The sequence below is a fragment of the Jeongeupia sp. USM3 genome (genome assembly GCF_001808185.1).
Classification (GTDB): Bacteria; Pseudomonadota; Gammaproteobacteria; order Burkholderiales; family Chitinibacteraceae; genus Jeongeupia.
In genome coordinates, this window is record NZ_CP017668.1 from 2766380 (window position 1) to 2790055 (window position 23676).

At 65.5% G+C, this 23676-nt stretch carries 28 protein-coding genes; 16 read left to right on the forward strand and 12 right to left on the reverse strand.

Features of this window, described 5'->3' with window-relative positions:
- Positions 1-4: 4 nt before the first annotated feature.
- Complete coding sequence (locus BJP62_RS13070; protein ID WP_070530230.1) at positions 5-1213, forward strand: DUF3108 domain-containing protein; 1209 nt, start codon at positions 5-7, stop codon at positions 1211-1213.
- Between the two features lie 64 nt (positions 1214-1277).
- The gene (locus BJP62_RS13075; protein WP_070530232.1) at positions 1278-2534 is read left to right on the forward strand and encodes an RsmB/NOP family class I SAM-dependent RNA methyltransferase; all 1257 of its coding nucleotides are present in this window, start codon (positions 1278-1280) and stop codon (positions 2532-2534) included.
- A gap of 46 nt (positions 2535-2580) precedes the next feature.
- Here BJP62_RS13075 and BJP62_RS13080 read toward each other — a convergent pair whose 3' ends face one another.
- From BJP62_RS13080 to BJP62_RS13110, 7 genes are all read right to left on the reverse strand, one after another.
- A complete protein-coding gene (locus BJP62_RS13080) occupies positions 2581-3009 on the reverse strand; it encodes a ClpXP protease specificity-enhancing factor (protein ID WP_070530234.1) in 429 nt (142 codons plus the stop codon).
- A gap of 179 nt (positions 3010-3188) precedes the next feature.
- Positions 3189-3794, reverse strand: a complete 606-nt coding sequence (locus BJP62_RS13085; protein ID WP_070530235.1) for a glutathione S-transferase N-terminal domain-containing protein — start codon at positions 3792-3794, stop codon at positions 3189-3191.
- Between the two features lie 154 nt (positions 3795-3948).
- Complete coding sequence (locus BJP62_RS13090; RefSeq protein WP_070530237.1) at positions 3949-4725, reverse strand: cytochrome c1; 777 nt, start codon at positions 4723-4725, stop codon at positions 3949-3951.
- A gap of 16 nt (positions 4726-4741) precedes the next feature.
- Positions 4742-6094, reverse strand: coding sequence for a cytochrome bc complex cytochrome b subunit (locus BJP62_RS13095; protein WP_070530238.1), 1353 nt, complete (start codon positions 6092-6094; stop codon positions 4742-4744).
- A 12-nt stretch (positions 6095-6106) separates the two neighbouring features.
- Positions 6107-6685, reverse strand: coding sequence for a ubiquinol-cytochrome c reductase iron-sulfur subunit (gene petA, locus BJP62_RS13100; protein WP_070530240.1), 579 nt, complete (start codon positions 6683-6685; stop codon positions 6107-6109).
- A gap of 120 nt (positions 6686-6805) precedes the next feature.
- The gene (locus tag BJP62_RS13105) at positions 6806-7255 is read right to left on the reverse strand and encodes a hypothetical protein (protein ID WP_070530242.1); all 450 of its coding nucleotides are present in this window, start codon (positions 7253-7255) and stop codon (positions 6806-6808) included.
- A complete protein-coding gene (locus BJP62_RS13110; RefSeq protein WP_374749716.1) occupies positions 7252-8001 on the reverse strand; it encodes a Nif3-like dinuclear metal center hexameric protein in 750 nt (249 codons plus the stop codon). The genes BJP62_RS13105 and BJP62_RS13110 overlap by 4 nt, the downstream gene beginning before the upstream one ends.
- Before the next feature lie 29 nt (positions 8002-8030).
- Between BJP62_RS13110 and BJP62_RS13115 the strand changes: the two genes are divergently transcribed.
- The gene (locus BJP62_RS13115; protein ID WP_236943607.1) at positions 8031-9155 is read left to right on the forward strand and encodes a Do family serine endopeptidase; all 1125 of its coding nucleotides are present in this window, start codon (positions 8031-8033) and stop codon (positions 9153-9155) included.
- Positions 9156-9160: 5 nt separating this feature from the next.
- On the opposite strand, the gene BJP62_RS13120 is transcribed toward BJP62_RS13115, so the two are convergent.
- Positions 9161-11131 (reverse strand): monovalent cation:proton antiporter family protein, encoded by a 1971-nt coding sequence (locus BJP62_RS13120; protein ID WP_070530246.1) that lies wholly within the window; start codon positions 11129-11131, stop codon positions 9161-9163.
- Positions 11132-11235: 104 nt separating this feature from the next.
- Between BJP62_RS13120 and BJP62_RS13125 the strand changes: the two genes are divergently transcribed.
- The 13 genes from BJP62_RS13125 to BJP62_RS13185 all read left to right on the forward strand — a co-directional run bounded on the left by BJP62_RS13125 (position 11236) and on the right by BJP62_RS13185 (position 20615).
- A complete protein-coding gene (locus tag BJP62_RS13125) occupies positions 11236-12207 on the forward strand; it encodes a KpsF/GutQ family sugar-phosphate isomerase (RefSeq protein ID WP_070530248.1) in 972 nt (323 codons plus the stop codon).
- A gap of 14 nt (positions 12208-12221) precedes the next feature.
- Complete coding sequence (locus tag BJP62_RS13130; protein ID WP_070530249.1) at positions 12222-12746, forward strand: HAD family hydrolase; 525 nt, start codon at positions 12222-12224, stop codon at positions 12744-12746.
- A 3-nt stretch (positions 12747-12749) separates the two neighbouring features.
- Positions 12750-13328, forward strand: a complete 579-nt coding sequence (gene lptC, locus BJP62_RS13135; RefSeq protein ID WP_070530251.1) for an LPS export ABC transporter periplasmic protein LptC — start codon at positions 12750-12752, stop codon at positions 13326-13328.
- Positions 13303-13896 (forward strand): lipopolysaccharide transport periplasmic protein LptA, encoded by a 594-nt coding sequence (gene lptA / locus BJP62_RS13140; protein ID WP_070530252.1) that lies wholly within the window; start codon positions 13303-13305, stop codon positions 13894-13896. Before lptC ends, lptA begins: the two co-directional genes overlap by 26 nt.
- Complete coding sequence (lptB, locus tag BJP62_RS13145) at positions 13893-14627, forward strand: LPS export ABC transporter ATP-binding protein (RefSeq protein WP_070530254.1); 735 nt, start codon at positions 13893-13895, stop codon at positions 14625-14627. The genes lptA and lptB overlap by 4 nt, the downstream gene beginning before the upstream one ends.
- Positions 14628-14904: 277 nt before the next feature.
- Positions 14905-16329 carry an RNA polymerase factor sigma-54 gene (locus BJP62_RS13150; RefSeq protein ID WP_070530256.1) on the forward strand — a complete coding sequence of 475 codons (1425 nt, stop codon included), beginning with the start codon at positions 14905-14907 and terminating at the stop codon, positions 16327-16329.
- A gap of 28 nt (positions 16330-16357) precedes the next feature.
- Positions 16358-16687 carry a ribosome hibernation-promoting factor, HPF/YfiA family gene (gene hpf / locus BJP62_RS13155; RefSeq protein ID WP_070530258.1) on the forward strand — a complete coding sequence of 110 codons (330 nt, stop codon included), beginning with the start codon at positions 16358-16360 and terminating at the stop codon, positions 16685-16687.
- Positions 16688-16800: 113 nt separating this feature from the next.
- Positions 16801-17268 (forward strand): PTS IIA-like nitrogen regulatory protein PtsN, encoded by a 468-nt coding sequence (ptsN, locus tag BJP62_RS13160; protein ID WP_070530260.1) that lies wholly within the window; start codon positions 16801-16803, stop codon positions 17266-17268.
- Between the two features lie 74 nt (positions 17269-17342).
- Positions 17343-18287 carry an HPr(Ser) kinase/phosphatase gene (gene hprK, locus BJP62_RS13165; protein ID WP_070530262.1) on the forward strand — a complete coding sequence of 315 codons (945 nt, stop codon included), beginning with the start codon at positions 17343-17345 and terminating at the stop codon, positions 18285-18287.
- Between the two features lie 19 nt (positions 18288-18306).
- Positions 18307-19155 (forward strand): RNase adapter RapZ, encoded by an 849-nt coding sequence (gene rapZ / locus BJP62_RS13170; RefSeq protein ID WP_070530264.1) that lies wholly within the window; start codon positions 18307-18309, stop codon positions 19153-19155.
- The gene (locus BJP62_RS13175) at positions 19152-19523 is read left to right on the forward strand and encodes a NusG domain II-containing protein (RefSeq protein ID WP_070530265.1); all 372 of its coding nucleotides are present in this window, start codon (positions 19152-19154) and stop codon (positions 19521-19523) included. Before rapZ ends, BJP62_RS13175 begins: the two co-directional genes overlap by 4 nt.
- Positions 19504-20019 (forward strand): Gx transporter family protein, encoded by a 516-nt coding sequence (locus tag BJP62_RS13180; RefSeq protein ID WP_070530267.1) that lies wholly within the window; start codon positions 19504-19506, stop codon positions 20017-20019. The genes BJP62_RS13175 and BJP62_RS13180 overlap by 20 nt, the downstream gene beginning before the upstream one ends.
- Positions 20016-20615 (forward strand): flavin prenyltransferase UbiX, encoded by a 600-nt coding sequence (locus BJP62_RS13185; protein WP_070530269.1) that lies wholly within the window; start codon positions 20016-20018, stop codon positions 20613-20615. The genes BJP62_RS13180 and BJP62_RS13185 overlap by 4 nt, the downstream gene beginning before the upstream one ends.
- Before the next feature lie 107 nt (positions 20616-20722).
- Here the strand turns inward: BJP62_RS13185 and BJP62_RS13190 are convergent, their stop codons facing one another.
- The 4 genes from BJP62_RS13190 to BJP62_RS13205 form a co-directional block, all read right to left on the reverse strand.
- Positions 20723-22087, reverse strand: coding sequence for an MATE family efflux transporter (locus BJP62_RS13190; RefSeq protein ID WP_070530271.1), 1365 nt, complete (start codon positions 22085-22087; stop codon positions 20723-20725).
- Positions 22088-22119: 32 nt separating this feature from the next.
- Positions 22120-22407: a hypothetical protein gene (locus BJP62_RS13195; protein ID WP_070530272.1), complete on the reverse strand. Its 288-nt coding sequence runs from the start codon at positions 22405-22407 to the stop codon at positions 22120-22122.
- 266 nt (positions 22408-22673) lie between these two features.
- The gene (dtd, locus tag BJP62_RS13200) at positions 22674-23126 is read right to left on the reverse strand and encodes a D-aminoacyl-tRNA deacylase (RefSeq protein ID WP_070530274.1); all 453 of its coding nucleotides are present in this window, start codon (positions 23124-23126) and stop codon (positions 22674-22676) included.
- 56 nt (positions 23127-23182) lie between these two features.
- The gene (locus BJP62_RS13205) at positions 23183-23581 is read right to left on the reverse strand and encodes a hypothetical protein (protein ID WP_070530276.1); all 399 of its coding nucleotides are present in this window, start codon (positions 23579-23581) and stop codon (positions 23183-23185) included.
- Positions 23582-23676 lie beyond the last annotated feature (95 nt).

Sequence of the window (23676 nt, forward strand, 5' to 3'; positions counted from 1 at the left end):
GCCGATGAATCTGCGCCTCGGCCGCCGGCTGCTTGCGTTCGCGCTGATCGCCTCGCTGCTGCTGCACCTGTCTGGCCTGTTCGGCGAGCTGGCGCTGGCATGGTGGGAGCGGCCGCGCGGCGACGACACGCCGCTGCGCAAGCCGACGCAACAGCTCGCGGCGCAGGAGCTCGACGACGAGACCAGGCCGGCCGGACTCGCCGGGGTCAAGCCGGCGGACAAGCAGGTCGTTTACCTGCGGCCGCTGGCCGAGCTGGTGCCGCCGCCGCGCCCGGCGCCCAGGCCGGCCGCCAAACCCGTTGCCAAGCCGCAGCCGGCAAAGCGGCTCGCCGTCGCATCGGCTCCGGTGACGCAGGCCGCCGCCGACATCCGCACCGTGGCGAGCGGCATTGCCAGCGAGGTCGCCAGTGCCGTGGTCGCCAGCGCAGCGGCAAGCACGCCGGAGCGGGAGGTCGCCAGCGCACCGGTTGTCGTCGCCGCCTCTGCGCCGGCCGAGAATGGCCGTGCGGCGCAAGCCAGTGCACCGGCCGGGTTTGGCAAACAGGCCAGGGCTTTTCCGAAGAATGTCGAAATCACCTATGTCTACGGCGTGTTCCCGGTCAGAATGACTTGGCAGGTCGAGCAGGGCGACTACCGGCTCAAGCTCGCAGGCGCGCTGTTCGGCCGGACCCGGGTGATCGAGAGCGAGGGCAAGGTCGGCAGGCACGGCGTCGTGCCGCAGCGCTTTTCCGACCACAAGGACGGCAAGCTGCTGAACGAGGCGAACTTCGACTGGGATGCGAAAACGGTGACGCTGAACGACAAGGGCAAGCTGAAGACCGAGGAAATCTCGCCCGGCGATCAGGACCTGTTCTCGGCGGCATTCCAGTTCGCGCTGCAGGGTGCGAAGATGAAAAACTTCACTTTCGCGATGGTCAGCGGTCGCAAGCTCTACCCGGAGGTCACGTTCGAGATTCGCGGCGAGACGACGCTGCGGCTCGGCGACCAGAAGGTCGACGCGATCCTGCTGCACGGCGATTTCGAGGACCGCAGCTTCGACTTCTGGCTGGCGCCACAATGGAACAACATGCCGGTGCGCATCCAGCTGACGCTGGGCAAGGACAGCGGCAGCATCGACATCCTCGCCAATGCGATCACGATCAACGGCGAGCAGGTGCTCAAGCCGCTGTCGTCGGCCAACGGCAGCAACCGCAACAATCCGCAGCTGCGCTAGCCGTGCAGCGCAAACGACTCAGGCGGGCAGGAGCCCGCACCAACCAAACTACGTCGCTACCGATATGAACAAGACCCAATTCGATGCCATTCTCGACGTGCTGCACACCGTGCTGCCGTTCACCGCGCCGGCCGACGTGTGCCTGTCGCGCTACTTTCGCGATCACCCCAAACTCGGCGCGCGCGATCGCGCCGAGATCGCCGAAACCGTCTTCGGCCTGCTGCGCCACCTGCCGCGGCTGAAGTGGGCGTGCGGCGACAAGGCCGGCGTGATCGACTGGATGGTTGCCTACTGGGCCGCGGTCGAGAAGCGCAACCTCAAGGAGCTGACGGCGATCTTCGACGCGCGCCGGATGGAGCAGGCCAAGGAATACAAGGCGGTGCGCTGGGACGATGCACCGCTGGCGGTCCGCGCGGCGCTGCCGCAATGGACCGTCGACGCGATGATCGCCGACGGGTTCGACGAGGCCGCGATCCTCGAAATCGGCCGGGCAATGCTGCAGTCGGCGCCGCTCGACCTGCGCGCCAATGCGCTGAAAATGAAGCGCGAGCCGGTTCAGACCGAACTGGCGGCGCAGGGCATCGAATCGGTGCCGACGCCGTACTCGCCGTGGGGCCTGCGCGTCACCGGCAAGCCGGGGCTCTCGAGGCTGACGCTGTTCAAGGAAGGCGCGTTCGAGGTTCAGGACGAAGGCAGCCAGCTGCTGGCCTTGCTGACCGGTGCCAAGCGCGGCCAGATGATCGCCGATTTCTGCGCCGGTGCCGGCGGCAAGACGCTGGCGATCGGCGCGATGATGCAGTCGTCGGGCTCGCTGTACGCGTTCGATATTTCCGAGAAACGCCTGTCCAACCTCAAGCCGCGGCTGGCGCGCTCGGGGCTGTCGAACGTGCGGCCGCAACTGCTGGCCAGCGAGAACGACACCAAGGTCAAGCGGCTCGCCGGCAAGATGGACGCGGTGCTGGTCGACGCACCGTGCTCGGGCCTCGGCACCCTGCGCCGCAATCCGGACCTCAAGTACCGCCAGAGCGCGCAGAGCGTTGCCGAACTGAACGCCAAGCAGGCCAGCATCCTCGCGTCGGCGTCGCGGCTGGTGAAGGCCGGTGGCCGGCTCGTTTACGCCACGTGCAGCATTCTGCCGAGCGAGAACCGCAAGATTGTCGACGCCTTCCTCGCCGAGCATCCGGAATTCCAGCTTGTCGACGTGCGCGAGTTGCTGGCAAAAGAGAAGATCGACCTCGGGCTCGACGGCGACTGCCTGCAGATGTCGCCGATGCGGCACGGTACCGACGGTTTCTTTGCCGCGGTGATGCAGCGCGGCTGAGTCGCCCGGCGGCCAGAAAAAAAGCCCGCGAAAGCGGGCTTTTTGACTACTTGACGACCCGCAGCGACGGGCGACCGCCGCTCGGGCGGCTGGGCGGCGGCTCGTCGTCGTCCTTGCCCGCCGATGCGCTTTCCGGTGCATCTTCCTGCTCGCCATCGGTCGGACCTTCGTACTCGAAGCCCATGCCCTCGCCGTTTTCGCGCGAGAAGATCGACACGACGGCGCCGACCGGAATCGTGATGTCGCGCGATACGCCGTTGAAGCGCGCCGAGAAGCTGATGTAGTCGTTGCCCAGGTTCAGGTTGCGCGTGGCGTTGTAGCTGATGTTGAGCACGATTTCCGCATTCTTCACGTACTCCATCGGCACCTGCATCTTGCCGCGCACGGCGACGACGAGGTAGGGCGTGAAGTCGTGGTCGGAACACCACTCGTGGATCGCGCGGATCAGATAGGGCTTGGTCGAAACGGATTGCATGGCTGGCTCCGAGGACAATCGGCTAAGTATTGGCCTGGCAGTGATTCGGAAAACGTCGTGAGCTGACGAAATGCAAGGAACAGGAGCGCAGCAACCGGAACGTACGGGTGGTACGTGAGGATTGCGAGCACCGCATGACGCAGCAGTTCGTCAGCGCAGCAGTTTTACGGGTCGCTGGCTTACTTGCGCATGGCCTTTTCGTTCGGCGTCAGCGAGTCGATGAAGGCTTGGCGGCTGAACAGGCGTTCGGCATACTTGAGGATCGGCACCAGCGGCTTGGTCATCTCGATACCGTAGTGCTCGAGGCGCCACAGCAACGGCGCAATCGCAACGTCGAGCATCGAGAACTCCTCGCCGAGCATGTACTTCTGCTTGGCGAACAGCGGGGCGATCTGGGTCAGGCTGTCGCGCACGGCGATGCGGGCCGCGTCGAGCACCTTCTTGGTCGCGGTGCCGTCTTCGAGCGTCTTCATGTGAACGAAGAGTTCGCGTTCGAAGTTGAACAGCATCAGTCGCGCGCGGGCGCGCATCACCGGGTCGGCCGGCATCAGCTGCGGGTGCGGGAAGCGCTCGTCGATGTACTCGTTGATGATGTTCGACTCGTACAGGGTCAGGTCACGTTCGACCAGCACCGGCACTTCGTTGTACGGGTTCATCACCGCCAGGTCTTCCGGCATGCTGTGCGTGTCGACGTCGAGGATCTCGAAGTCCATGCCTTTTTCGAACAGGACGATGCGGCAGCGGTGGCTGAACGGGCACGAGGTACCGGAGTAGAGCTTCATCATGACGGCAGGCTTCCCTTGGGTTCAAACGATGGCGCCGATTTTAGCGAGCTTGCCTTCGATAAGCCAGCAGGAATGACCTAAGCCAATGAATCTAATGGGGAATTCGTGAAAAACAAAAGGCGCCCGAAGGCGCCTTTTTCGCTGGAGTGCGTGCTCAGTGCACGTCGCGCCAGTATTCCTTCTTCAGCAGGTAGGTGATCGGGATCAGGATGAACAGCAGGAACAGCAGCACGCCGTAACCGATCTGCTGGCGCTTCACCTGTGCCGGCTCGCCCATGTAGACGAGGTAGCTGACCAGATCGCCGACACGCTTGTCGAACTCGTGCTGGTCGTACTGGTTGTTCTCGCCGACCTGGGTCAGCAGGCCCGGCTTCACCAGCTTCAGGCCCTCGAGCACCTTCTGCTCCTTGCCGTCATGGCCCTTCACCGTCTTGTAGACCGGTTCCTGGATACCCTGCAGCTCCCACAGCACGTGCGGCATGCCGACCTTGTCGAAGGCGGTGTTGTTCCAGCCGGTCGGACGCGAGTCGTCACGGTAGAAACCGCGCAGGTAGGTATAGAGCCAGTCGGCGCCGCGCGAACGCGCGATCAGCGACAGGTCCGGCGGCGTCGCGCCGAACCATTCCTTGGCGTCGGCGGCCCGCATCGCGATCCTCATCGGATCGCCGACCTTTTCGGAGGCGAACATCAGGTTGGCCTTGATCTGCTCCTCGGTCAGGCCGATGTCCTGCAGCCGGTTGTAGCGCATATTGATTGCGCCGTGACACGACAGGCAGTAGTTGGCGAAGGTCTGCGCACCGCGCTGCAGGCCTTCGACGTCCCGCAGGTTGACGGGGGCCTTGTCCAGGTGGACGTCGGCCTCGCTGGCAAAGCCGGCAACCGGGACGAGGAGTGCCACGGCGGCCAGGAAACGACGGAATTGCTTGGTCATTTGTGGTCGTCCTCAATCAAACCAGTTTCGCGAAAATCGCGGAGCCGAGGAAGGTCACCAGCATCAGGATGCCGAAGATCATCTGGCGGCGGCCGTTGGTCTCGGTCACGCGTTCCGGCACCGGCAGCGTCTTGCCCCAGCGGGTGTAGAACGGCATGCCGAGGAAGAACGCGAAGTAGATCACCGAGAACACTTGCGACAGGATGGTGCGCGGGCCGTCCGGCGGCAGTGCGCCGAGGATGCCCAGGCCGAAGAACGCGACCAGGAACACGGCCAGGATCCACTTGAAGAACGCCGGGCGATAGCGGATCGACTTGACCGGGCTGCGGTCGAGCCACGGCAGGAAGGCGATCACCACCACGGCCGCACCCATCGCCAGCACGCCCCAGACCTGGGTGCCGAGGAAGGACGGCACCGCGCGCAGGATCGCGTAGAACGGCGTGAAGTACCAGACCGGCGCAATGTGCGGCGGCGTCTTCAGCGGGTCGGCCGGGATGAAGTTGTTGTTCTCGAGGAAGTAGCCGAACATGTTCGGGAAGAAGAACACGATGACCGAGAACACCGCGAGGAAGACCGCGACGCCGAAGATGTCCTTGACCGTGTAGTACGGGTGGAACGGGATGCCGTCGAGCGGAATGCCGGTTTTCGGATCCTTGTTCTTCTTGATCTCGACGCCGTCCGGGTTGTTCGAGCCGACTTCGTGCAGCGCGACGAGGTGGGCGACGACCAGCGCCAGCAGCACCAGCGGCACGGCAATGACGTGCAGCGCGAAGAAGCGGTTCAGCGTCACGTCCGAGACGACGAAGTCGCCGCGGATGAAGGTCGACAGGTCCGGGCCGATGATCGGCAGCGATGCGAACAGGTTGACGATCACCTGCGCGCCCCAGAACGACATCTGGCCCCACGGCAGCAGGTAGCCGAGGAAGGCTTCGGCCATCAGGCACAGGAAGATCAGCGTGCCGAACACCCAGACCAGTTCGCGCGGCTTCTGGTACGAGCCGTAGATCAGCCCGCGGAACATGTGCAGGTAGACGACGACGAAGAACATCGACGCGCCGGTCGAGTGCATGTAGCGGATGATCCAGCCACCCGCGACGTCGCGCATGATGTATTCGACCGAGTTGAACGCCACCGAGACATTGGTGCCCGGGATCAGGCTGCCGTCCGGCTTGTAGTTCATCGTCAGGAAGATGCCGGTGACGATCTGGATCACCAGCACCAGCATCGCCAGCGAACCGAAGAAGTACCAGAAGTTGAAGTTCTTCGGCGCGTAGTATTCCGATACGTGCGCCTTCCAGGTCGACGTCAGCGGAAAGCGCTCATCGACCCAGTTCAGGACCTGTTGTCCGACTTGTTGTGCTTTGCTCATGCCTCAGGTCTCCTATTCGCCAACCATGATCCGGGCATCGGACAGGTATTTGTAGGGCGGGATGATGAGGTTCTTCGGGGCCGGGACGCCCGAGTAGACGCGGCCTGCGAGGTCGTATTTGGAGCCGTGACAGGGGCAGTAGTAGCCGCCGAGCCAGTCGCCGCCGAGGTCGGCCGGGCCGAGGTCCGGGCGGTAGGTCGGCGAACAGCCCAGGTGGGTACAGACGCCGACCGCGACGAGGATCTCGGGCTTGATCGAGCGGGCCTCGTTCTTGCAGTTGTCCGGCTGTTCGCTGGCTTCGGATTTCGGGTCGAGCAACTGGCCGGTGAGCTTGGGCAGGTTGGCGAGCATTTCCGGCGTGCGCTTGAGCACCCAGACCGGGTTGCCGCGCCATTCGACGTTGATCTGCTGGCCCAGCTCGAGCTTGCTGATGTCCACCTCGACCGGTGCACCGGCGGCCTTGGCGCGCTCGGATGGCAGAAAGCTCGCGATGAACGGAGTCGCAATGCCCGCCACCGCACCGGCGCCGGCGACGCTGGTGGCGATGAGCAGGAAGCGCCGCTTGCTGTTATCGACTTGTTGGTCACTCATACCCAATCCCTGATGTCTGGAACTAATACCTAAACCCGTGAATTCTACCCGAGCGGCGGGGGAACAGGAAGCTGACCGCGCGGCCGGTGTGGGCGGGAAAGGGATCGGGTGTTCGGCTTGCTACCAGCTTGCGCCGCCGCGCGTGTAGCGCGGCAGTTCGTCGGCGAGCTTGTCGGCGACTTGCGGGGTGATGTCGCTGACCGCCTCGCGTGTGGTGCCCGGATGGCTGACCTGGAAGACGCGCGCCGACAGCTTCCAGCTCTTGCCGCTCGGGGTCAGCTCGTAACGCATGCGCGCTTCGGTCGGCACCTTGGCCTTCGGCACGACCTGCTTGAACTCGACGCGGTTCGCCGTGCGCGCGAGCACGCGCATGCCTTTCTGGGTGCGGTAGGCGACGACGTCGTCGAGGATCGCCTGCGGCGTGCGGCCGTCGATGATCACGCTCGGCGCCGAGGACGTTTGCGACGGCGGCTGGGCCGGCGCGGGTTCGCTCACCGGCGGCTGCGTCGGGGTGGCACAGCCGGCGAGCAGCAGCGCGACGACGATGGGGATGAGGGTACGACGGTTCATACCGGGTTCTCGATGTCGAGATGGATAAGTGCCAGACCGAAATGCCCGGCCAGATGTTCCCCGAGCGCGCGCACGCCATAGCGTTCGGTGGCGTGGTGGCCGGCGGCGATGAAGGCGACGCCGGTTTCGCGGGCGAGGTGGGTGACGAATTCGGACGCTTCGCCGGTGATGAAGGCGTCGATGCCGAGTTCTACGGCCTGGTGGAAATAACCCTGCGCGCCACCGGTGCACCATGCCACGCGGCGGATCGGCCTGGCTGCGTCGCCGATCACTAGCGGTTCGCGGTCAAGTGCGGTAGCGACGCGGCGGGCAAGGTCGGCCAGCGTGGACGGTTCGGCGGCTTCGCCGAGCCAGCCGAGGTCCTGGTCGCCGAAGCGGCCGGTCGGGTTCAGGCCGAGCTTGGCGCCGAGCCGGGCGTTGTTGCCGAGCTCGGCGTGCGCGTCGAGCGGCAGGTGGTAGGCGTACAGGTTGACGTCGGCCTTGATCAGCGCGGCGATCCGCGCCTTCTTGGTGCCGCGGATTGCCGGGCTCTCGCTCTTCCAGAAATAGCCGTGATGGACGAGCAGCGCGTCGGCACCGGCGGCAATCGCCGCATCGACGGCGGCCTGGCTAGCGGTGACTGCGGTCGCGATCTTGCCGACCGATTCCCGGCCCTCGACCTGCAGCCCGTTCGGACAATAGTCGCGGAAGCGGTCAACCGCGAGCAGTTGTCCGATATAATTTTCCAATTCGAGTCTTGCGATCAACGTCGTCTCTGCCGATGAAAAAGCTTTGGTTGATTTTCGCACAAACCGCCACGGTCGGCCTTGCCGTCTGGTTCGTGATCTCGCTGGTCGCGCCGCAATGGCTGCCGCGGCAGCAGGGCGGCGTCGTGACGGCGCCACCCGACGCGTCGGGCGTGGCGGTGGTGAACAGCTATCACGATGCGGCGCACCAGGCGATGCCGGCGGTGGTCAATATCTACACGGCCAAGGACGTGAAGGCGCGCAGCCATCCGCTGCTGAACGATCCGTTCTTCAAGCGCTTCTTCGGCGACCGTTTCGGCGGCGACGAGACGCAGCGCACTTCGAGTCTCGGCTCGGGCGTGATCGTCTCCGGCAGCGGCTATATCGTCACCAACAACCACGTCGTCGAATCGGCCGACGAGATCGAGGTCGCGCTCGCTGACGGCCGGACCGCCGAGGCGACGATCATCGGCAGCGATCCGGACACCGACATCGCGGTGATCAAGGTCGAACTCGACAAGCTGCCGACACTGGCCTTCGCCGATGTCGGCAAGATGCAGGTCGGCGACGTCGTGCTGGCGATCGGCAATCCGTTCGGCGTCGGCCAGACGGTGACGATGGGCATCGTCTCGGCGCTGGGGCGCTCGCAGCTGGGCATCAACACCTTCGAGAACTTCATCCAGACCGACGCGGCGATCAATCCGGGCAATTCGGGCGGCGCGCTGGTCGACACCCACGGCAATCTGGTCGGGATCAATACGGCGATCTATTCGCGCACCGGCGGCTCGCTCGGCATCGGCTTCGCGATTCCGTCGACGACGGTCCGGCAGGTGATGGACGCGATCATCAAGGACGGCGGCGTCACCCGCGGCTGGCTCGGCATCGAGGCGCAGGACGTGACGCCGGAGCTGGCGGCGTCGTTCAGGCTTGCCGACGCACATGGCGCGCTGATCGCCGGCGTCGTCCGTGCCGGCCCGGCCGACGCGGCCGGCATGCGTCCGGGCGATATCCTGCTGGCGATCGCCGGCACTCCGGTCAAGGACTCGTCGGACATGCTCAACCAGATCGCCGAACTCAAGCCCGACGCCGAGGTGAAGATGGACATCTACCGCGCCGGCAAGCAGCAGGCGGTGACGGTGAAGATCGGCCGGCGGCCCAAACTCAGCGGTCGCTAGCGGTTTCAGCTGCCCTGCAGCAACACCATCTCGGCCGCGGCGAGGTTCTCGGGCTCGCCGAGCAGCACCAGGACGTCGTTTTCCTGCAGCATCAGCGTGCTGTCGAGCGGCACCGATGGCGTCGCCTTGCGGCGAATGCTCTTGATCTCGACGTGCAGCTCGGCGAGCTGGAGTTCACCGAGCGTGCGGCCGATCGCGCTGGCGTCGCTGCTGAGCAGCACCGTGTGCAGTCGCGGCAGGTTGGCGCTCTCGTCGAGGTCTTCGGTTGTGCCGCGGAAGAAGCCGCGGAACATCTGGTAGCGGTCCTCCCGGACGCGGCGGATGCGCTTGAGCACGGTGTTCAGCGGCACGCCGAGCATCATCAGCGTGTGCGATGCCAGCATCAGGCTGCCTTCGAGGATCTCGGCGACGACTTCGGTGGCACCGGCATTCTTCAGCTTGTCGATGTCGGTCTCGTCGTAGGTGCGGACGATCACCGGCAGCTCCGGGCGGATCTGGTGCGCAAGCTCGAGGATCTTCATCGCCGAATGCGTATCGGCATAGCTGACGACCAGCGCGCGGGCGCGCATCAGCCCGGCGGCCATCAGTACCTCGCGCTTGGCGGCGTCGCCGAACACGACCGATTCGCCGGCGGTGGTGGCTTCACGGACCTTTTCCGGATCGAGATCGAGCGCGAAGAACGGGATGCCTTCCTCCGAAAGGATGCGCGCCAGGCTCTGGCCGCTGCGGCCGTAGCCACAGACGATCACGTGGCCCTGGCTCTGCATCGTCCGCACGGCGATCTGGTGCAGGTTGGCCGCCATGTTCATCCATTCGGACGCTGCGAACCGCAGCACCAGCTTGTCCGAGTGCTGGACGATGAACGGCGTGGCCAGCATCGACAGCACGATCGCCGCCGTCGTCGCCTGCAGCAGCGGTTCGGGCAGCAACTTGCCGCTGCCGGCCAGCGTCAGCAGCACGAAGGCGAATTCGCCCCCCTGGCCGAGCGCGAAGCCGGTGCGCAGCGACACGCCGGCGCTGGCGCCGAACCAGCGTGCAAGTCCGGCGATCATTGCGATCTTCAGTGGCAGCAGCACGACCAGGATGATCAGCACCAGCCACCACTGCGTCGCCAGCTGGCTGAAGTTCAGTGTCATGCCGACGGTGACGAAGAACAGCCCGAGTAGTAGGTCGCGGAACGGCCGGATGTCGTCCTCGACCTGGTAGCGGTACTCGGTTTCGGCGATCAGCATGCCAGCGAGGAAGGCGCCGAGCGCCAGCGACAGGCCGGAGAGTTCGGTCAGCCAGGCGATGCCGAGCGTCACTAGCAGCAGATTGAGCATGAACAGCTCGCTCGAATGCTGCTTGGCGACAAGGTTGAACCACGGCCGCATCAGCTTCTGGCCGAGGTTGAGCAGCAGGAACAGCACGACGACGATCTTCAGCGCGGCGAGCCCGAGCGCGTTGACGAGTTCTTCGCCGGGATGACTGAGCACTGGCAGCATGATCAGCAGCGGCACGACCGCGAGGTCCTGGAACAGCAGGATGCCGATCGCGTTCTGGCCGTGCGCGGCGTTCAGTTCGTTGCGGTCGGCCAGCAGCTTGGAGACCATCGCCGTCGACGACATCGCCAGCGCGCCACCGAGTGCCAGCCCGGCCGCCCAGTTCAGCCGGACGATCAGGACCAGACCGATGATCACCAGCAGCACCATCGCGCCGACCTGCGCCGCGCCGAGGCCGAACACGATGCGGCGCATCGCCTTGAGCTTGGCGAGGTTGAACTCGAGCCCGAGCGTGAACATCAGGAACACCACGCCGTATTCGGCCAGATGGGTCGCCTCCTCGCTGCTGGCGATCAGCCCGAGCACGTGCGGGCCGATCAGCATGCCGACGAACAGGTAGCCGAGCATGGCCGGCAGCTTGACCAGCCGGCAAAGCACGACGGTGATCACCGCGGCGGCGAGCAGCAGCAACAGGGACGAGAGATGGACGGGCATGGGCTGCGGCCGGAAGGTTCCGTGATGGGTCTGGCAAAAATTATACCTGCCGGTGTGGCCTACTTGCTGGCGGCGTCCGGCACGGCTCTTTTATACTGACGTCCATGACTGAAATCACGCAATCACTGGCGCGAGCGCGCCAGGTGCTGGCGATCGAGGCCGACGCGATCGCCGCGCTGGCCGAACGACTCGACCATCGCTTCGACGCCGCCTGTGCGCTGCTGCTCGGCTGTACCGGCCGCGTCGTCGTGACCGGCATGGGCAAGTCCGGCCATATCGCGCGCAAGATCGCCGCGACGCTGGCCAGTACCGGCACGACGGCGATGTTCATCCATCCGGCCGAAGCCGTGCACGGTGACCTCGGCATGATCACCGCTGCCGACGTCGTGTTGGCGCTGTCGTATTCGGGCGAGAGTGACGAGATACTGGCGATCCTGCCCAGCCTGAAGCGCCTTGGCGTCAAGGTGATCGCGATGACCGGTCGCGAAGATTCGACCCTGACGCGTGCGGCCGAGATCTGGCTCGACGCCGGCGTGGCGCAGGAAGCGTGCCCGCTCAATCTGGCGCCGACGGCGAGCACGACCGCGGCACTGGCGCTCGGCGACGCGCTGGCGGTTGCCCTGCTCGACGCGCGCGGCTTCAAGGCCGAGGACTTCGCGCTGTCGCACCCGGGCGGCAGCCTCGGCCGCCGGCTGCTGGTGCACGTGCGTGACGTGATGCACGGCGGCGACGCGCTGCCGGTGGTCCGCGACGACGTGCTGCTGCGCGACGCGCTGCTCGAAATCAGCCGCAAAGGCCTCGGCATGACCGCCGTCGTCGACGCGGCAGGGGCGCTGGTCGGCGTGTTCACCGACGGGGACCTGCGCCGTGCGCTCGACGCCGGCCGCGACGTGATGGCAACGCCGGTCGCGCAGGTGATGACGCGCAATCCGCTGACGATAGACGCCGACCATCTGGCCGCCGAGGCGGTACAGGTGATGGAAAGCCGCCGGATCAACGGCCTGCTGGTGCTCGACGCCGGCAGACTCGCCGGTGCACTGAACATGCACGACCTGCTGCGTGCCCGGGTCGTCTGACCCGAAACTCAAGGATGAAAGCGATGATGGAAAAAGCCCGCGCCGTGCGGCTGATGATATTCGACGTCGACGGCGTCATGACCGATGGCGGTCTGTATTACAACGACGCCGGTGAGGAAATGAAGGCGTTCAACTCGCTCGACGGCCACGGCCTGCGCATGCTGCAGCAAACCGGCGTGAAGCTGGCGATCATCACCGGTCGCAAATCCAGGCTGCTCGAACACCGCGCCAACAACCTGGGAATCGACTTCGTCTATCAGGGCGCGCACGACAAGCTGGCGACGTTTGGCGAGCTGCTCGAAGCGGCCGGCGTGAGCGCGGCCGAGTGCGGCTATATGGGTGACGACGTGATCGACCTGCCGGTGATGCGCCGCGCAGCGTTCGCCGTTGCGGTGCCCGATTCGCCCGAAATCGTGCTGCAGAATGCCCACTACGTGACCGGCCGCGCCGGTGGCCATGGTGCGGTGCGCGAGGTCTGCGAGCTGATCATGCAGGCGCAGGGCACTTACGACGGGCTGATCGCCCATTACCTGCGCTGATCCATGGGCGGCCTGTCGACCAAACTCCTGCCCATCCTGCTGCTGGCAACGCTCGGTGCGCTGGTGCTGATCCTCAACGAGGTCGCGCAGGTGCCCGGCATCGGCCGGCCGGAGCGGCCGAACGAGCCGGACCTGATCGCGCAGAACGCGACCGCCTACCGTTTCGACGTGAACGGCAAGCTGCTGTCACGGATCTACGCCGATCGGCTCCGGCACTATCCGGCCGGCGATACCAACTGGCTCGACCAGCCGCGCATCCACTACACCAAGCCCGATACGGCAGAGCTGACCGTCGTCGGCAGGCGCGCGCGCACCGAACAAAATGGTACCCTCGTCTGGTTTCCCGACGATGCCAAGCTGACCCGGGCGCCGAGCGCGGACAAGCCGCAGCTCGACGTCGTCAGCTCGGATGTCTGGGTCAAGCCGAAAGAGAACTTCGTCTGGTCCAAGACGCCGGTCAACGGCAAGATGGGCGCATACACCGTGTCCGGGGTCGGCTTCAATGCCGACCTCGACAAGGAAACCCTGGAACTACTCTCCAAAGTGAGCACGACCTATGTCCCGCCGCCGCCGCGCCGCTGAACTATCGGCGCTGATCCTGCTGGCCGCCCCGCTGGCACAGGCAGAAACCGCCGACCGCGAAAAGCCGATGAACATCACGGCCGACTACGCCAACTTCGACCAGAAGAACAACGTCGGCGTCTATACCGGCAACGTGATCGTCGTCCAGGGGACGATGACGCTGAAGGCCGACAAGGTCACCGTGCGCCAGGACGCCGACGGCAACCAGTTCTCGCTGGGCGACGGCAAGCCGGTCAAGTTCCGCCAGCGCATGGACACCGGCGAGTGGGTCGACGCCAACTCGCTGCACTACGATTACGACGGCAAGACCGGCATCCTTAAGCTGATCAACAAGGCCTGGGTGCGTCGCGATACCGGCGACGAGGTGATCGGCGACGTGATCATCTATGACATGGCGACATCGACCTACCAGGCTCAGACCGACGGCAAGCCGGGCAGCCGGGTCAACATCACGCTGATGCCGAAGAAAAAGGACGCCAGCGCACCTAAACCGGCCAAGCCCGTTGCCAGCAAGCCGGTCGCGAGTGCACCGAAGGCCGGCGGTTCGTGGAGCAAGGACGCGCAATGAGCGAGACCAGGGCGGTGCTGAGCGCCGGCGGGCTGATGAAGCGCTACAAGAAGCGCACCGTCGTCAAGGACGTGTCGATCGACGTTGCCGCCGGCGAGGTCGTCGGCCTGCTCGGCCCGAACGGCGCAGGCAAGACGACGAGCTTCTACATGATCGTCGGCCTTGTCGCCAAGGATGGTGGCGAGATCCGGCTCGACGGCATCGACATCGGCCACCTGCCGATGCACGAGCGTGCACGGATGGGCGTCGGCTACCTGCCGCAGGAGGCGTCGATCTTTCGCAAGATGACGGTCGAACAGAACATCCTCTCGGTGCTCGAGCTGCACGTCGCCGACAAGGTCGAGCGCGCCAAGCGGCTCGACGAGTTGCTCGAGGATCTGCATATCTCGCATCTGCGCGAAAACAACGCGATGAGCCTGTCGGGCGGCGAGCGCCGCCGCGCCGAAATCGCCCGCGCGCTTGCGGCCAGCCCCCGCTTCATCCTGCTCGACGAGCCGTTTGCCGGCGTCGACCCGATCGCGGTGATGGACATCCAGCGCATCATCCGTTTTCTCAAGGAGCGCGGTATCGGCGTACTGATCACCGACCACAATGTCCGCGAAACGCTGGGCATCTGCGATCGCGCCTACATCATTTCCGAAGGTTCGGTGATGGCGTCGGGATTGCCGAGCGCGATCATTGCCGACGAGCAGGTCCGCCGGGTCTACCTCGGCGAACACTTCCGGATGTAAGAACCTGTTTATGATCTTTTCGCGACCGCGCCGAGCCGGAAAAAATGCAGCCACAAGGCGTGCGACGCGGGCAACAACCGGTTATTGGCAAGGAGTACAACGCAGTGGATGCATTTTTTCCGGCTCGGCCCTTCGGCTTCCGGGCATTGCCGGCGGCGAGCCGCGTTGCAAACCGCTTGCGGTACTCGTACCGCGGCGCGGTTCACGCCTTGCCCGCCACCGGCACTGCCCGGAACGCGGCCGTGAAAAGATCGTAAACAGGGTCTAAAGCGCGCGAATGAAGCAATCGCTGCAACTCCGCCTCTCGCAACAGCTGAACCTGACGCCGCAGCTGCAGCAGTCGATCAAGCTGCTGCAGCTGTCGACGCTCGATTTCCAGCAGGAGGTCGAGCGCTTCCTGGCCGAAAATCCGCTGCTTGAGCGCGGCGAAGACCATCACGCCTCAAGCGAGGGCGAAGGCGGCGCCGAGGCGCCGGCCGAGAACAGCGGCAGCGATGATGCGCCGGCAAGCGAGTCGGCATTCGACAATGACGACTGGGGCTGGGAAGGTAGTGGCGGCGGCGCGCGCAGCGGCGGCGATGACGACGATGATTTCGACCCCGCCAGCAACATCGCTCGCGAGCTGACCTTGCGCGAGCACCTGCTGGCGCAGGCCGGACTGCTGCCGATTCCGCTGCGCGACCGCGCGGCGCTGACCTGGCTGATTGACGCGCTCGACGACGACGGCTTCCTGACCCAGCCGCTCGAGGAAATCCTCGTGCTGCTGCCGGCGGAACTTGCCGGCGAGTTCGAGTTCGAACCCGATGACCTGGCGATCGCGCTGGCGCGGCTCAAGCAGCTCGAGCCGCTCGGTGTCGGCGCCAGAGATATGGCCGAGTCGCTGGCACTTCAACTCGCAGCGTTGCCAGTGTCTGACGTGCGTCAACTGGCGCTCGAGATCGTGCGGGACAGTCTCGATTTGCTCGCGGCACGGGACTACACTAGGTTGAAACGGCGTCTGAAATGCGATGAAACGGAACTGAAGGCGGCGCAAGCGCTGATCGTCAGCCTGAATCCGCGGCCAGGGGCACAATGGAGCGACGAATCGTCGCATTATGTGGTCGCTGACGTCTTGGTCAGCAAGTTCAAGGGGCAATGGCGAGTGCGGTTGAACGACGCGGCCCGACCCAAACTCAGGGTCAACCGGATGTACGCCGACATTCTGCAGCGCAGCGATGGCGGATCGATGGCCCGCGAGCTGCAGGAAGCCAAGTGGCTGGTCAAGAGCGTCCAGCAGCGCTTCGATACCATCCTGCGCGTCGGCCAGGCCATCGTCGACAAGCAGCGCGCCTTCTTCGAGCATGGCGAGATCGCCATGCGCCCTCTGGTGCTGCGCGACATCGCGTCCGAACTCGACCTGCACGAATCGACCGTTTCGCGCGTCACCACCCAGAAGTACATGCTGACGCCGCGCGGCATCTTCGAATTCAAGTATTTCTTCGGCAGTCATGTCGAGACCGAGGCCGGCGGCGAAGCGTCGGCGACTGCGATCAAGGCGCAGATTCGCCAGATGATCCAGTCGGAGGACAAGCTCAAGCCGTTGTCGGATAGTGCCATCGCCGAAGCGTTGGCAGGGCAAGGGGTCGTGGTTGCGCGACGAACCGTTGCCAAATACAGGGAGGCGATGCAAATCCCTCCCGTCAATCTGCGCAAATGCCTGTAACGGCGATTTCCCTGTAAGGAGAAGATCTATGAACCTCAATATCAGCGGCCATCACCTTGAAGTGACCCCGGCGATCCGTGATTACATCACGAGCAAGCTCGACCGGGTGACGCGTCATTTTGACGCGGTGATCGAAGTCGGCGTCGTCCTGTCGGTCGAACGCCTGCAGCAGAAAATTGAGGCAACCGTGCACGTGCCGGGCAAGGACATCCACGTCGAGGCGATCGACGAAGACATGTATGCCGCGATCGACGCGCTGGCCGACAAGCTCGACCGGCAGATCGTCAAGCACAAGGAAAAGCGCAACGGCCACGATGGCGAGAGCATCCGCCGTCAGGTCGTATCCGAAGAAGAGTAAGTGTTCTTTTCCTGCCAACGGGAACCCGTTAAACGGGTTCCCGTTTTTGTTTACGGGCCGGCTGGCGATACAATGATGCGCTTCGACGTTCCTCCTGCTCATGGATTCTCGCAATGAGCCTGATTTCCAAGATACTGCCGACCCAGAACGTGTTTCTCGACATGGATGTCGGCAGCAAGAAACGCGTGTTCGAACAAGTCGGCATCCTGTTCGAAAACAGCCACGGCATCGCCCGCAGCGTGATTTTCGACAGCCTGTTCGCACGCGAAAAACTCGGCTCGACCGGCCTAGGTCAGGGCGTGGCGATCCCGCACGGCCGGATCAAGGGCCTGAAGGAGGCGACCGGCGCCTTCGTTCGGCTGAAGGCGCCGATTCCGTACGACGCGCCGGACGGCAAGCCGGTGTCGCTGATCTTCGTGCTGCTGGTGCCCGCCAATGCGACCGACTTGCACCTGCAGATCCTCTCGGAGCTCGCGCAGCTGTTTTCGGACAAGACCGTGCGCGAGCAGCTCGCGACGTTCGACGAGCCGGGCCAGGCGTACAAGCTGATTTCGACCTGGGAGCCGTACGCGGGCTTCTGAGCCCGTCCTTCCTCGTGTAAGCTCAACGGGCGACGCAATGCGTTCGCCCCGTTTTCTTTCAGCCCCGAGCGACCATGCCGCAGATCACGACCAGGCAACTCTTCATCGACAACGCCGAGAAGCTGCGGCTGACCTGGGTCGCGGGGCAGTCCGGCGCCAACAACCTGCTGACCAACGATTCGGCCGAGCAGAAGCCGATCCTCGCGCTGGTCGGCCACCTGAACTTCATCCACCCGAACCGGATCCAGGTGCTCGGGATTGCCGAGACCAAGTACTTCCTCGACCTGTCGCCCGAGGCGCAGCGCGAGTCGGTCGAACGGCTGTTCGCCAGCGAGATGGCGGCGATGATCATCGCCAACGGCCAGCCGGTACCCGATGCGCTGCGCGAGGGGGCCGAGCGTCACCACGTGCCGCTGCTGACCAGCCCCGAGCAGTCGCCGTACCTGATGGACGTGCTGCGCTATTACCTTGCCAAGGCACTGGCGGTATCGACGCATCTGCACGGCGTTTTCCTCGACGTGCTCGAGGTCGGCGTGCTGCTGACCGGCGAGTCGTCGATGGGCAAGTCCGAGCTGGCGCTCGAGCTGATCTCGCGCGGCCACGGCCTCGTTGCCGACGACGTCGTCGAGGTCTACCGGACCAACCCCGAAACGCTGGAAGGGCGCTGCCCGCCGATGCTGCGCGATTTTCTCGAGGTGCGCGGGATCGGCGTGCTGAACATCCGGACGATCTTCGGCGAAACCGCGGTCCGGCCGAAGAAGACGCTGAAGCTGATCATCCATCTGGCCAAGGCCGGCGGCGACACGCTGGCGCCGATCGACCGCTTGCAGATGCAGGCGGCGACGCAGGAAATCCTCGGCGTGCCGACGCGCAAGCTGGTGATCCCGGTTGCGGCCGGCCGCAACCTTGCGGTGCTGGTCGAGGCGGCGGTGCGCAATTACATCCTGCAGCTGCGCGGCATCGATTCGACCCGAGAGTTCATCGAGCGGCACCAGCGTTTCATGGAAATGGGCGAATAGGCCCGAAGGAGCGTTGACCATGGCTTGGAGTCGTCAGCAGGTCGTGTTGCTGTCCGGCCTGTCCGGCGCCGGCAAGAGCGTCGCGCTCAAGGCGCTCGAGGACCTCGGCTACTTCTGCATCGACAACCTGCCGGCGCCGCTGCTGCCGCAGACGGTGGCGATGCTCGACGAGGACGGCTATCCGCGTGTGGCGATCGCGATCGACGCCCGCAGCGCGCACAATCTGGCCAGTTTTCCGCATCACTACGAGGCGCTGGTCGAGCTCGGGCTTGACGTGCACCTGCTGTATCTGGAGTCGAACAGCGAGACCCTGGTCAAGCGCTTCTCCGAAACCCGCCGCAGCCATCCGTTGGCGCACGGTGAACTGACGGTGACCGAGGCGGTCGAGCTGGAGCGCGAGATGCTGGCGTACTTCGCCGAGCTGGCGCACCGGATCGACACCAGCGGCCTGTCGGCCAACCAGCTGCGCGCCTGGGTGCGCGAATTCGTCGCGCTCGACCGCAGCAAGCTGACGCTGGTGATTCAGTCGTTCGGTTTCAAACACGGCCTGCCGCTCGATGCCGATTTCGTCTTCGACGTCCGCTGCCTGCCGAACCCGCATTACGACCCGGTGCTGCGGCCGCTGACCGGCAAGGACCAGCCGGTGATCGACTTTCTCGAACGCCAGCCGCAAGTCGGGCGCTATCTGACCCATATTCTTGGGTTTCTCGAGCGCTGGTTGCCGGAGTTCGACCGCGACAACCGCAGCTACGTGACCGTGGCGATCGGCTGCACCGGCGGCCAGCACCGCTCGGTCTATCTGGCCGAACAGCTGAACCGGCACTTCGCCAAACACAGGCAGGTACTGATACGGCACCGCGAGCAGTGATCCGGCGATGGCCCGCCGGCGACTGGCTGACGCTGGCGCTCGGGCTGGCGCTGGTGATTGCCGCTGCGGTCTGGGGCTGGCGCGGCGGCGATGCGGCGCGCGTGCGCGTGTACCAGGGCGGCAAGGTCTTTGCCGAAGTCGATCTGGCGGCGACACGCAGGCTCGAAGTGCCGGGGCCGCTGGGCATGACCATCGTCGAAATCGCCGCCGGCAAGGCGCGGATTGCCGCAGACCCGAGTCCGCGCCAATACTGCGTGCGCGAGGGCTGGCTGACCCGGGCCGGCGAGGCGGCGATCTGCCTGCCGAACCGGACCAGTGTCGAGCTGGTCGGACAGGGAGGGCGCGGCTTTGACAGCCTCAGTTACTGAACTCGTTCCCGACGCCGACGACATCCGGATCGCGCGGCTGGCGGCGGCGGCGATTGCGCTGGCGGTGCTCGAGGCCGGGGTTCCGTCGCCGGTGCCGGGGATCAAGCCCGGGCTGGCGAATATCGTCACGCTGTACGCGCTGGTCCGCCATGGCTGGCGCGTTGCCGCGGCGGTGGCGCTGCTGCGGATCTTCGGCGGCGCGATCCTGCTTGGCGGCTTCCTGTCGCCGGGCTTCGTGCTCAGCCTTGCCGGCGGCATCGCGAGTCTGGCGGCGCTGGCACCGGCGCGCCTGTTGCCGGCACGCTGGTTTGGCGTGCTCAGCCTGTCGTTGATCGCGGCCTTTGCCCATATCGCCGGACAACTGCTTGTCGCGCGGCTGTGGCTGATCCCGCACGACGGCCTGAAACACCTGGTACCGCTGTTTGCCGCCGCGGCGTGGGGCTTCGGCATCGTCAACGGCCTGATTGCCGCCCATCTGCTCGAGGATTCACCATGAAAACCATCACGCTCGCCTTTACCGGCGCTTCGGGGCTGCCGTATGGCCTGCGGACGCTCGAATGCCTGCTGGCGGCCGGCTGCACCGTGCACGTGCTGTATACGCAGGCGGCGCAGATCGTCGCCAAACAGGAGCTCGGCCAGACCTGGCCCGGCCGCGCCGAGGCCTTGGCCGAGCAGTTCCGCAGCAACTACGGCGTCGGCGAGGACAGGCTCAAGGTCTGGGGGCAGCAGGAGTGGTTTGCACCGATGGCGTCGGGCTCGAACCCCGGCGACGCGATGGTGATCGTGCCGTGCACGATGGGCGCGCTGGCGGCGATCGCGGGCGGCGCCAGCGACAACCTGCTCGAGCGCGCCGCCGACGTGATGATCAAGGAGCGCAAGACGCTGATCGTCGTGCCGCGCGAGGCGCCGTTCTCGGTGATCCACCTCGAGAACATGCTCAGGCTGGCGCGGATCGGCGTGGTGATCCTGCCGCCGAACCCCGGCTTCTATCATCATCCGCAGAGCATCGGCGATCTGGTCGATTTTGTCGTCGCGCGCATCCTCGACCAGCTTGGCGTGCCGCACCAGCTGATGCAGCGCTGGGGCGAGTAGGCGGCTGCGCTTGGTGAGCTCTGGGCGGCGCTCGAAATCCTCATCGGCCACATGCCCGTTGCGCTTCCTGCGCGCCGGCCGCCTTGACTTTACCGGCGCTCGTTCGTCTACCGTAATCGGTTCGGCGTCTTGGAGAGCCGTCTGCTGGTGCGGATGAACAACCAGACCAGCAAGGCCGCGGCGCAGACCAGCGCGAGCACCAGCGCCTGCCAGTAGCCGGTGGCGCCGCTGCCGGGCTGGCCCTGCCAGCCGAAAGCCAGCGCATAGCCGAGCGGAATCCCGACCAGCCAGAACGCGGTCAGGTGGACCAGCATCGGCTGGCGGGTGACCTTGTAGCCGCGCAGGATGCCGGCCGCGACGACCTGGGTTGCGTCGGCGAGCTGGAACAGTCCGGCATACAGCAGCAGCACGCCGGCCAGCGCCAGCACCGCAACGTCCTTGGTATACCAGCCGGCGATCTGGGTGCGGCCGACGATGATCATGGCCGCCAGTGCGCAGGCGACGATCAGACCGAGCACGAGTCCGGCATTGCCGATCTCGCGGGCCCGGCGGGCGTCGCCGCTGCCGAGCGCATGGCCGACGCGCACCGTCAGCGCGGTGCCGAGCGCGGACGGGATCATGAAGGTCAGCGAGGCGACGTTGAGCGCGATCTGGTGCGCGGCGACCGAGGTCGTGCCCAGCCGTGCCATCAGCAGCGCGATGCCGCCGAAGGCGCTGACCTCGACGAAGAACATCACGCCCATCGGTGCGCCGAGCCGGAACAGCTCGCGCTGGCGGCGCCAGTCGATCCGCTGCCAGCGGCGGAACGGATAGGTTGCGCGATAGGCCGGCGCATAACGGATCCAGCCGACCATCAGCAGCAGCGTCACCCACATGCAGAATGCCGTTGCCCAGCCGCAGCCGACGCCGCCCATCGCCGGGAAGCCGAAGTGGCCGTAGATCAGCATCCAGTTCGCCGGCACGTTCAGCGCCAGACCGATCAGCGAAATCACCATCATCGGCTTGGTCTGGCCCAGGCTGGCGCTGTAGCCATAGAGCACGCGGAACAGCGCGAACGGCACCAGCCCCCAGCTGACGGCGATCAGGAAGCCGTGTGCCTTGGCCGCGACGTCGGGCGGCAGGCCGAGGTGCGGAAAGATCGGCGCCGCGGCGAGCGCGATCAGCCAGGCGATCAGCGCCCAGCACAGCCCCTGGTACAGCGCCTGCTGCACCAGCGGCGGCACCTCGGCTTCGCGGCGCGCGCCGACCGCATGGGCGACGAGCGGGCTGGCGGCGAGGTTCAGACCGATCAGCGTGACGATCAGCATCACCCAGATCGACGCGCCGACCGACACCGCGGCCAGGTCGCCGGCCGAGACGTGGCCGGCCATCACCGCGTCGACGAACGACGTGCCGGTCGATGCCAGCTGGCCGATCATGATCGGCCAGGCGAGGGTCCAGGTGGCGCGGGCTTCTTGGCGCAGGTGCAACATCGGACTTCCTTTGATGCGCCGCGCCTTGTGGGTCAGCGGCGTAGACAGCGGTACCGGGTCGGTACCTCGTAACACGCGATCAGCGTCGGGAACAGCGCCTGCAGCCGCAAGGCCAGGTGAACGTCGATGCCGCGGACATGCAGGCTGAGGCCGTCGCGCCGGGCCGGGAAACCCAGATCGGCGGCGACGACGCCGGCGCGGATCAGTTCGGCCTCGTCGAGCGCGCCGCGGGCCTTCAGACACAGGCTGGGTTCGCTGCCGGTACGTGGCCGGACGGTGGAAGAATGGTTCACGGTGCAGGGTTCGAGACAATCGTACATGGCGGCCTCCAATCGGAACGGGACGGCCGACTGCTCGGCCGACGCTTTAGCGGCATTTGTACGCGCCCCGCAAGTTGTCGCTTAACTCGGCGCGGCGGATGAGACGGCATCCGTGACCGTAAAAAAACCCGCGTGCAGGGCGCGGGTTCGCTCGCACGCTTTAGCCGGATTTATTGGCAGCGCCCGCAAGCTGAGGGGTCAAATCGGCGCTGTAACGAGCCCCCATTCTGCTGAGCGGCGACGCCGTCCGTCAAGTGCCGGGCGGATTACTCGGGCTGGCGCGAATCGAGCATGAGCGTGACCGGACCGTCGTTGACCAGCGCAACCTGCATTTCGGCGCCGAAGACCCCGGTCGGTACCGGTTTGCCGAGCACCTCGCCGAGGCGTTCGACAAAGGCGTCGAACAGCGGCTGCGAGACATCCCCCCTGGCGGCGCGGCCCCAGGACGGGCGGTTGCCCTTGCGATAGCTGCCGTAGAGCGTGAACTGCGACACCGCCAGCGCTTCGCCGCCGGTGTCGAGCAGCGAGCGGTTCATCACGCCGTTGTCATCCTCGAATACGCGCAGGCTGGCCACCTTGTTCGCCATCCACGCGAGGTCGGTATCGGTGTCGGCATCCTCGATGCCGACCAGCAGCAGGAGGCCGGGGCCGATCCGGCCGCAGACGGCGTCGTCGACCGAAACGTGCGCTCGTGTGGCGCGCTGCAACAGGACCCGCATACCGGCTTCCTAGCGATGAGGCGAAGCGGAAATGGTAGCGCCGGCGTGCTGTGCTGTCAGCTTGGCCGTTGGCGGTTGTGAATCCGTACGCTGGCCTGCCTTGCCTCACTGACAAAACGGCTGCGCGGATCCGGCGTGTGCGGGTCGTGGCTGCCGAAGAGCTCGAGCCTGAGCATCCGGGCCTCGTCCGGACGCGAGTGCGCCAGCTTGTCCAGATCGGCGACGATGTCGCGCAACTGCTGCGGCTGCTGCTTGACCGGCAGGCGGATCGCCAGCGCCAGGCCGTTGAGCTTGGCCATGTCGATCCGGAACAGCAGGTCGTGGTACGCGGCACGGCGCATCCCGAGCGGCCGCTCCATCGGCACGGTCGCGGCGTCCAGTTGCGATGCGCCGCGCGTTCGCGGCGCGAACTCCGAAAGCTGGGTACTGAACAGCGTTTTCAGGCGACTGAGCAAGGCTGGGCCCTGATGGTGATTTTCTTAATCGAACTGTAATTATTTACCGATTAGTAAGCAAGTACCGTCGACTACACCGACCTGCCTATGGGTGC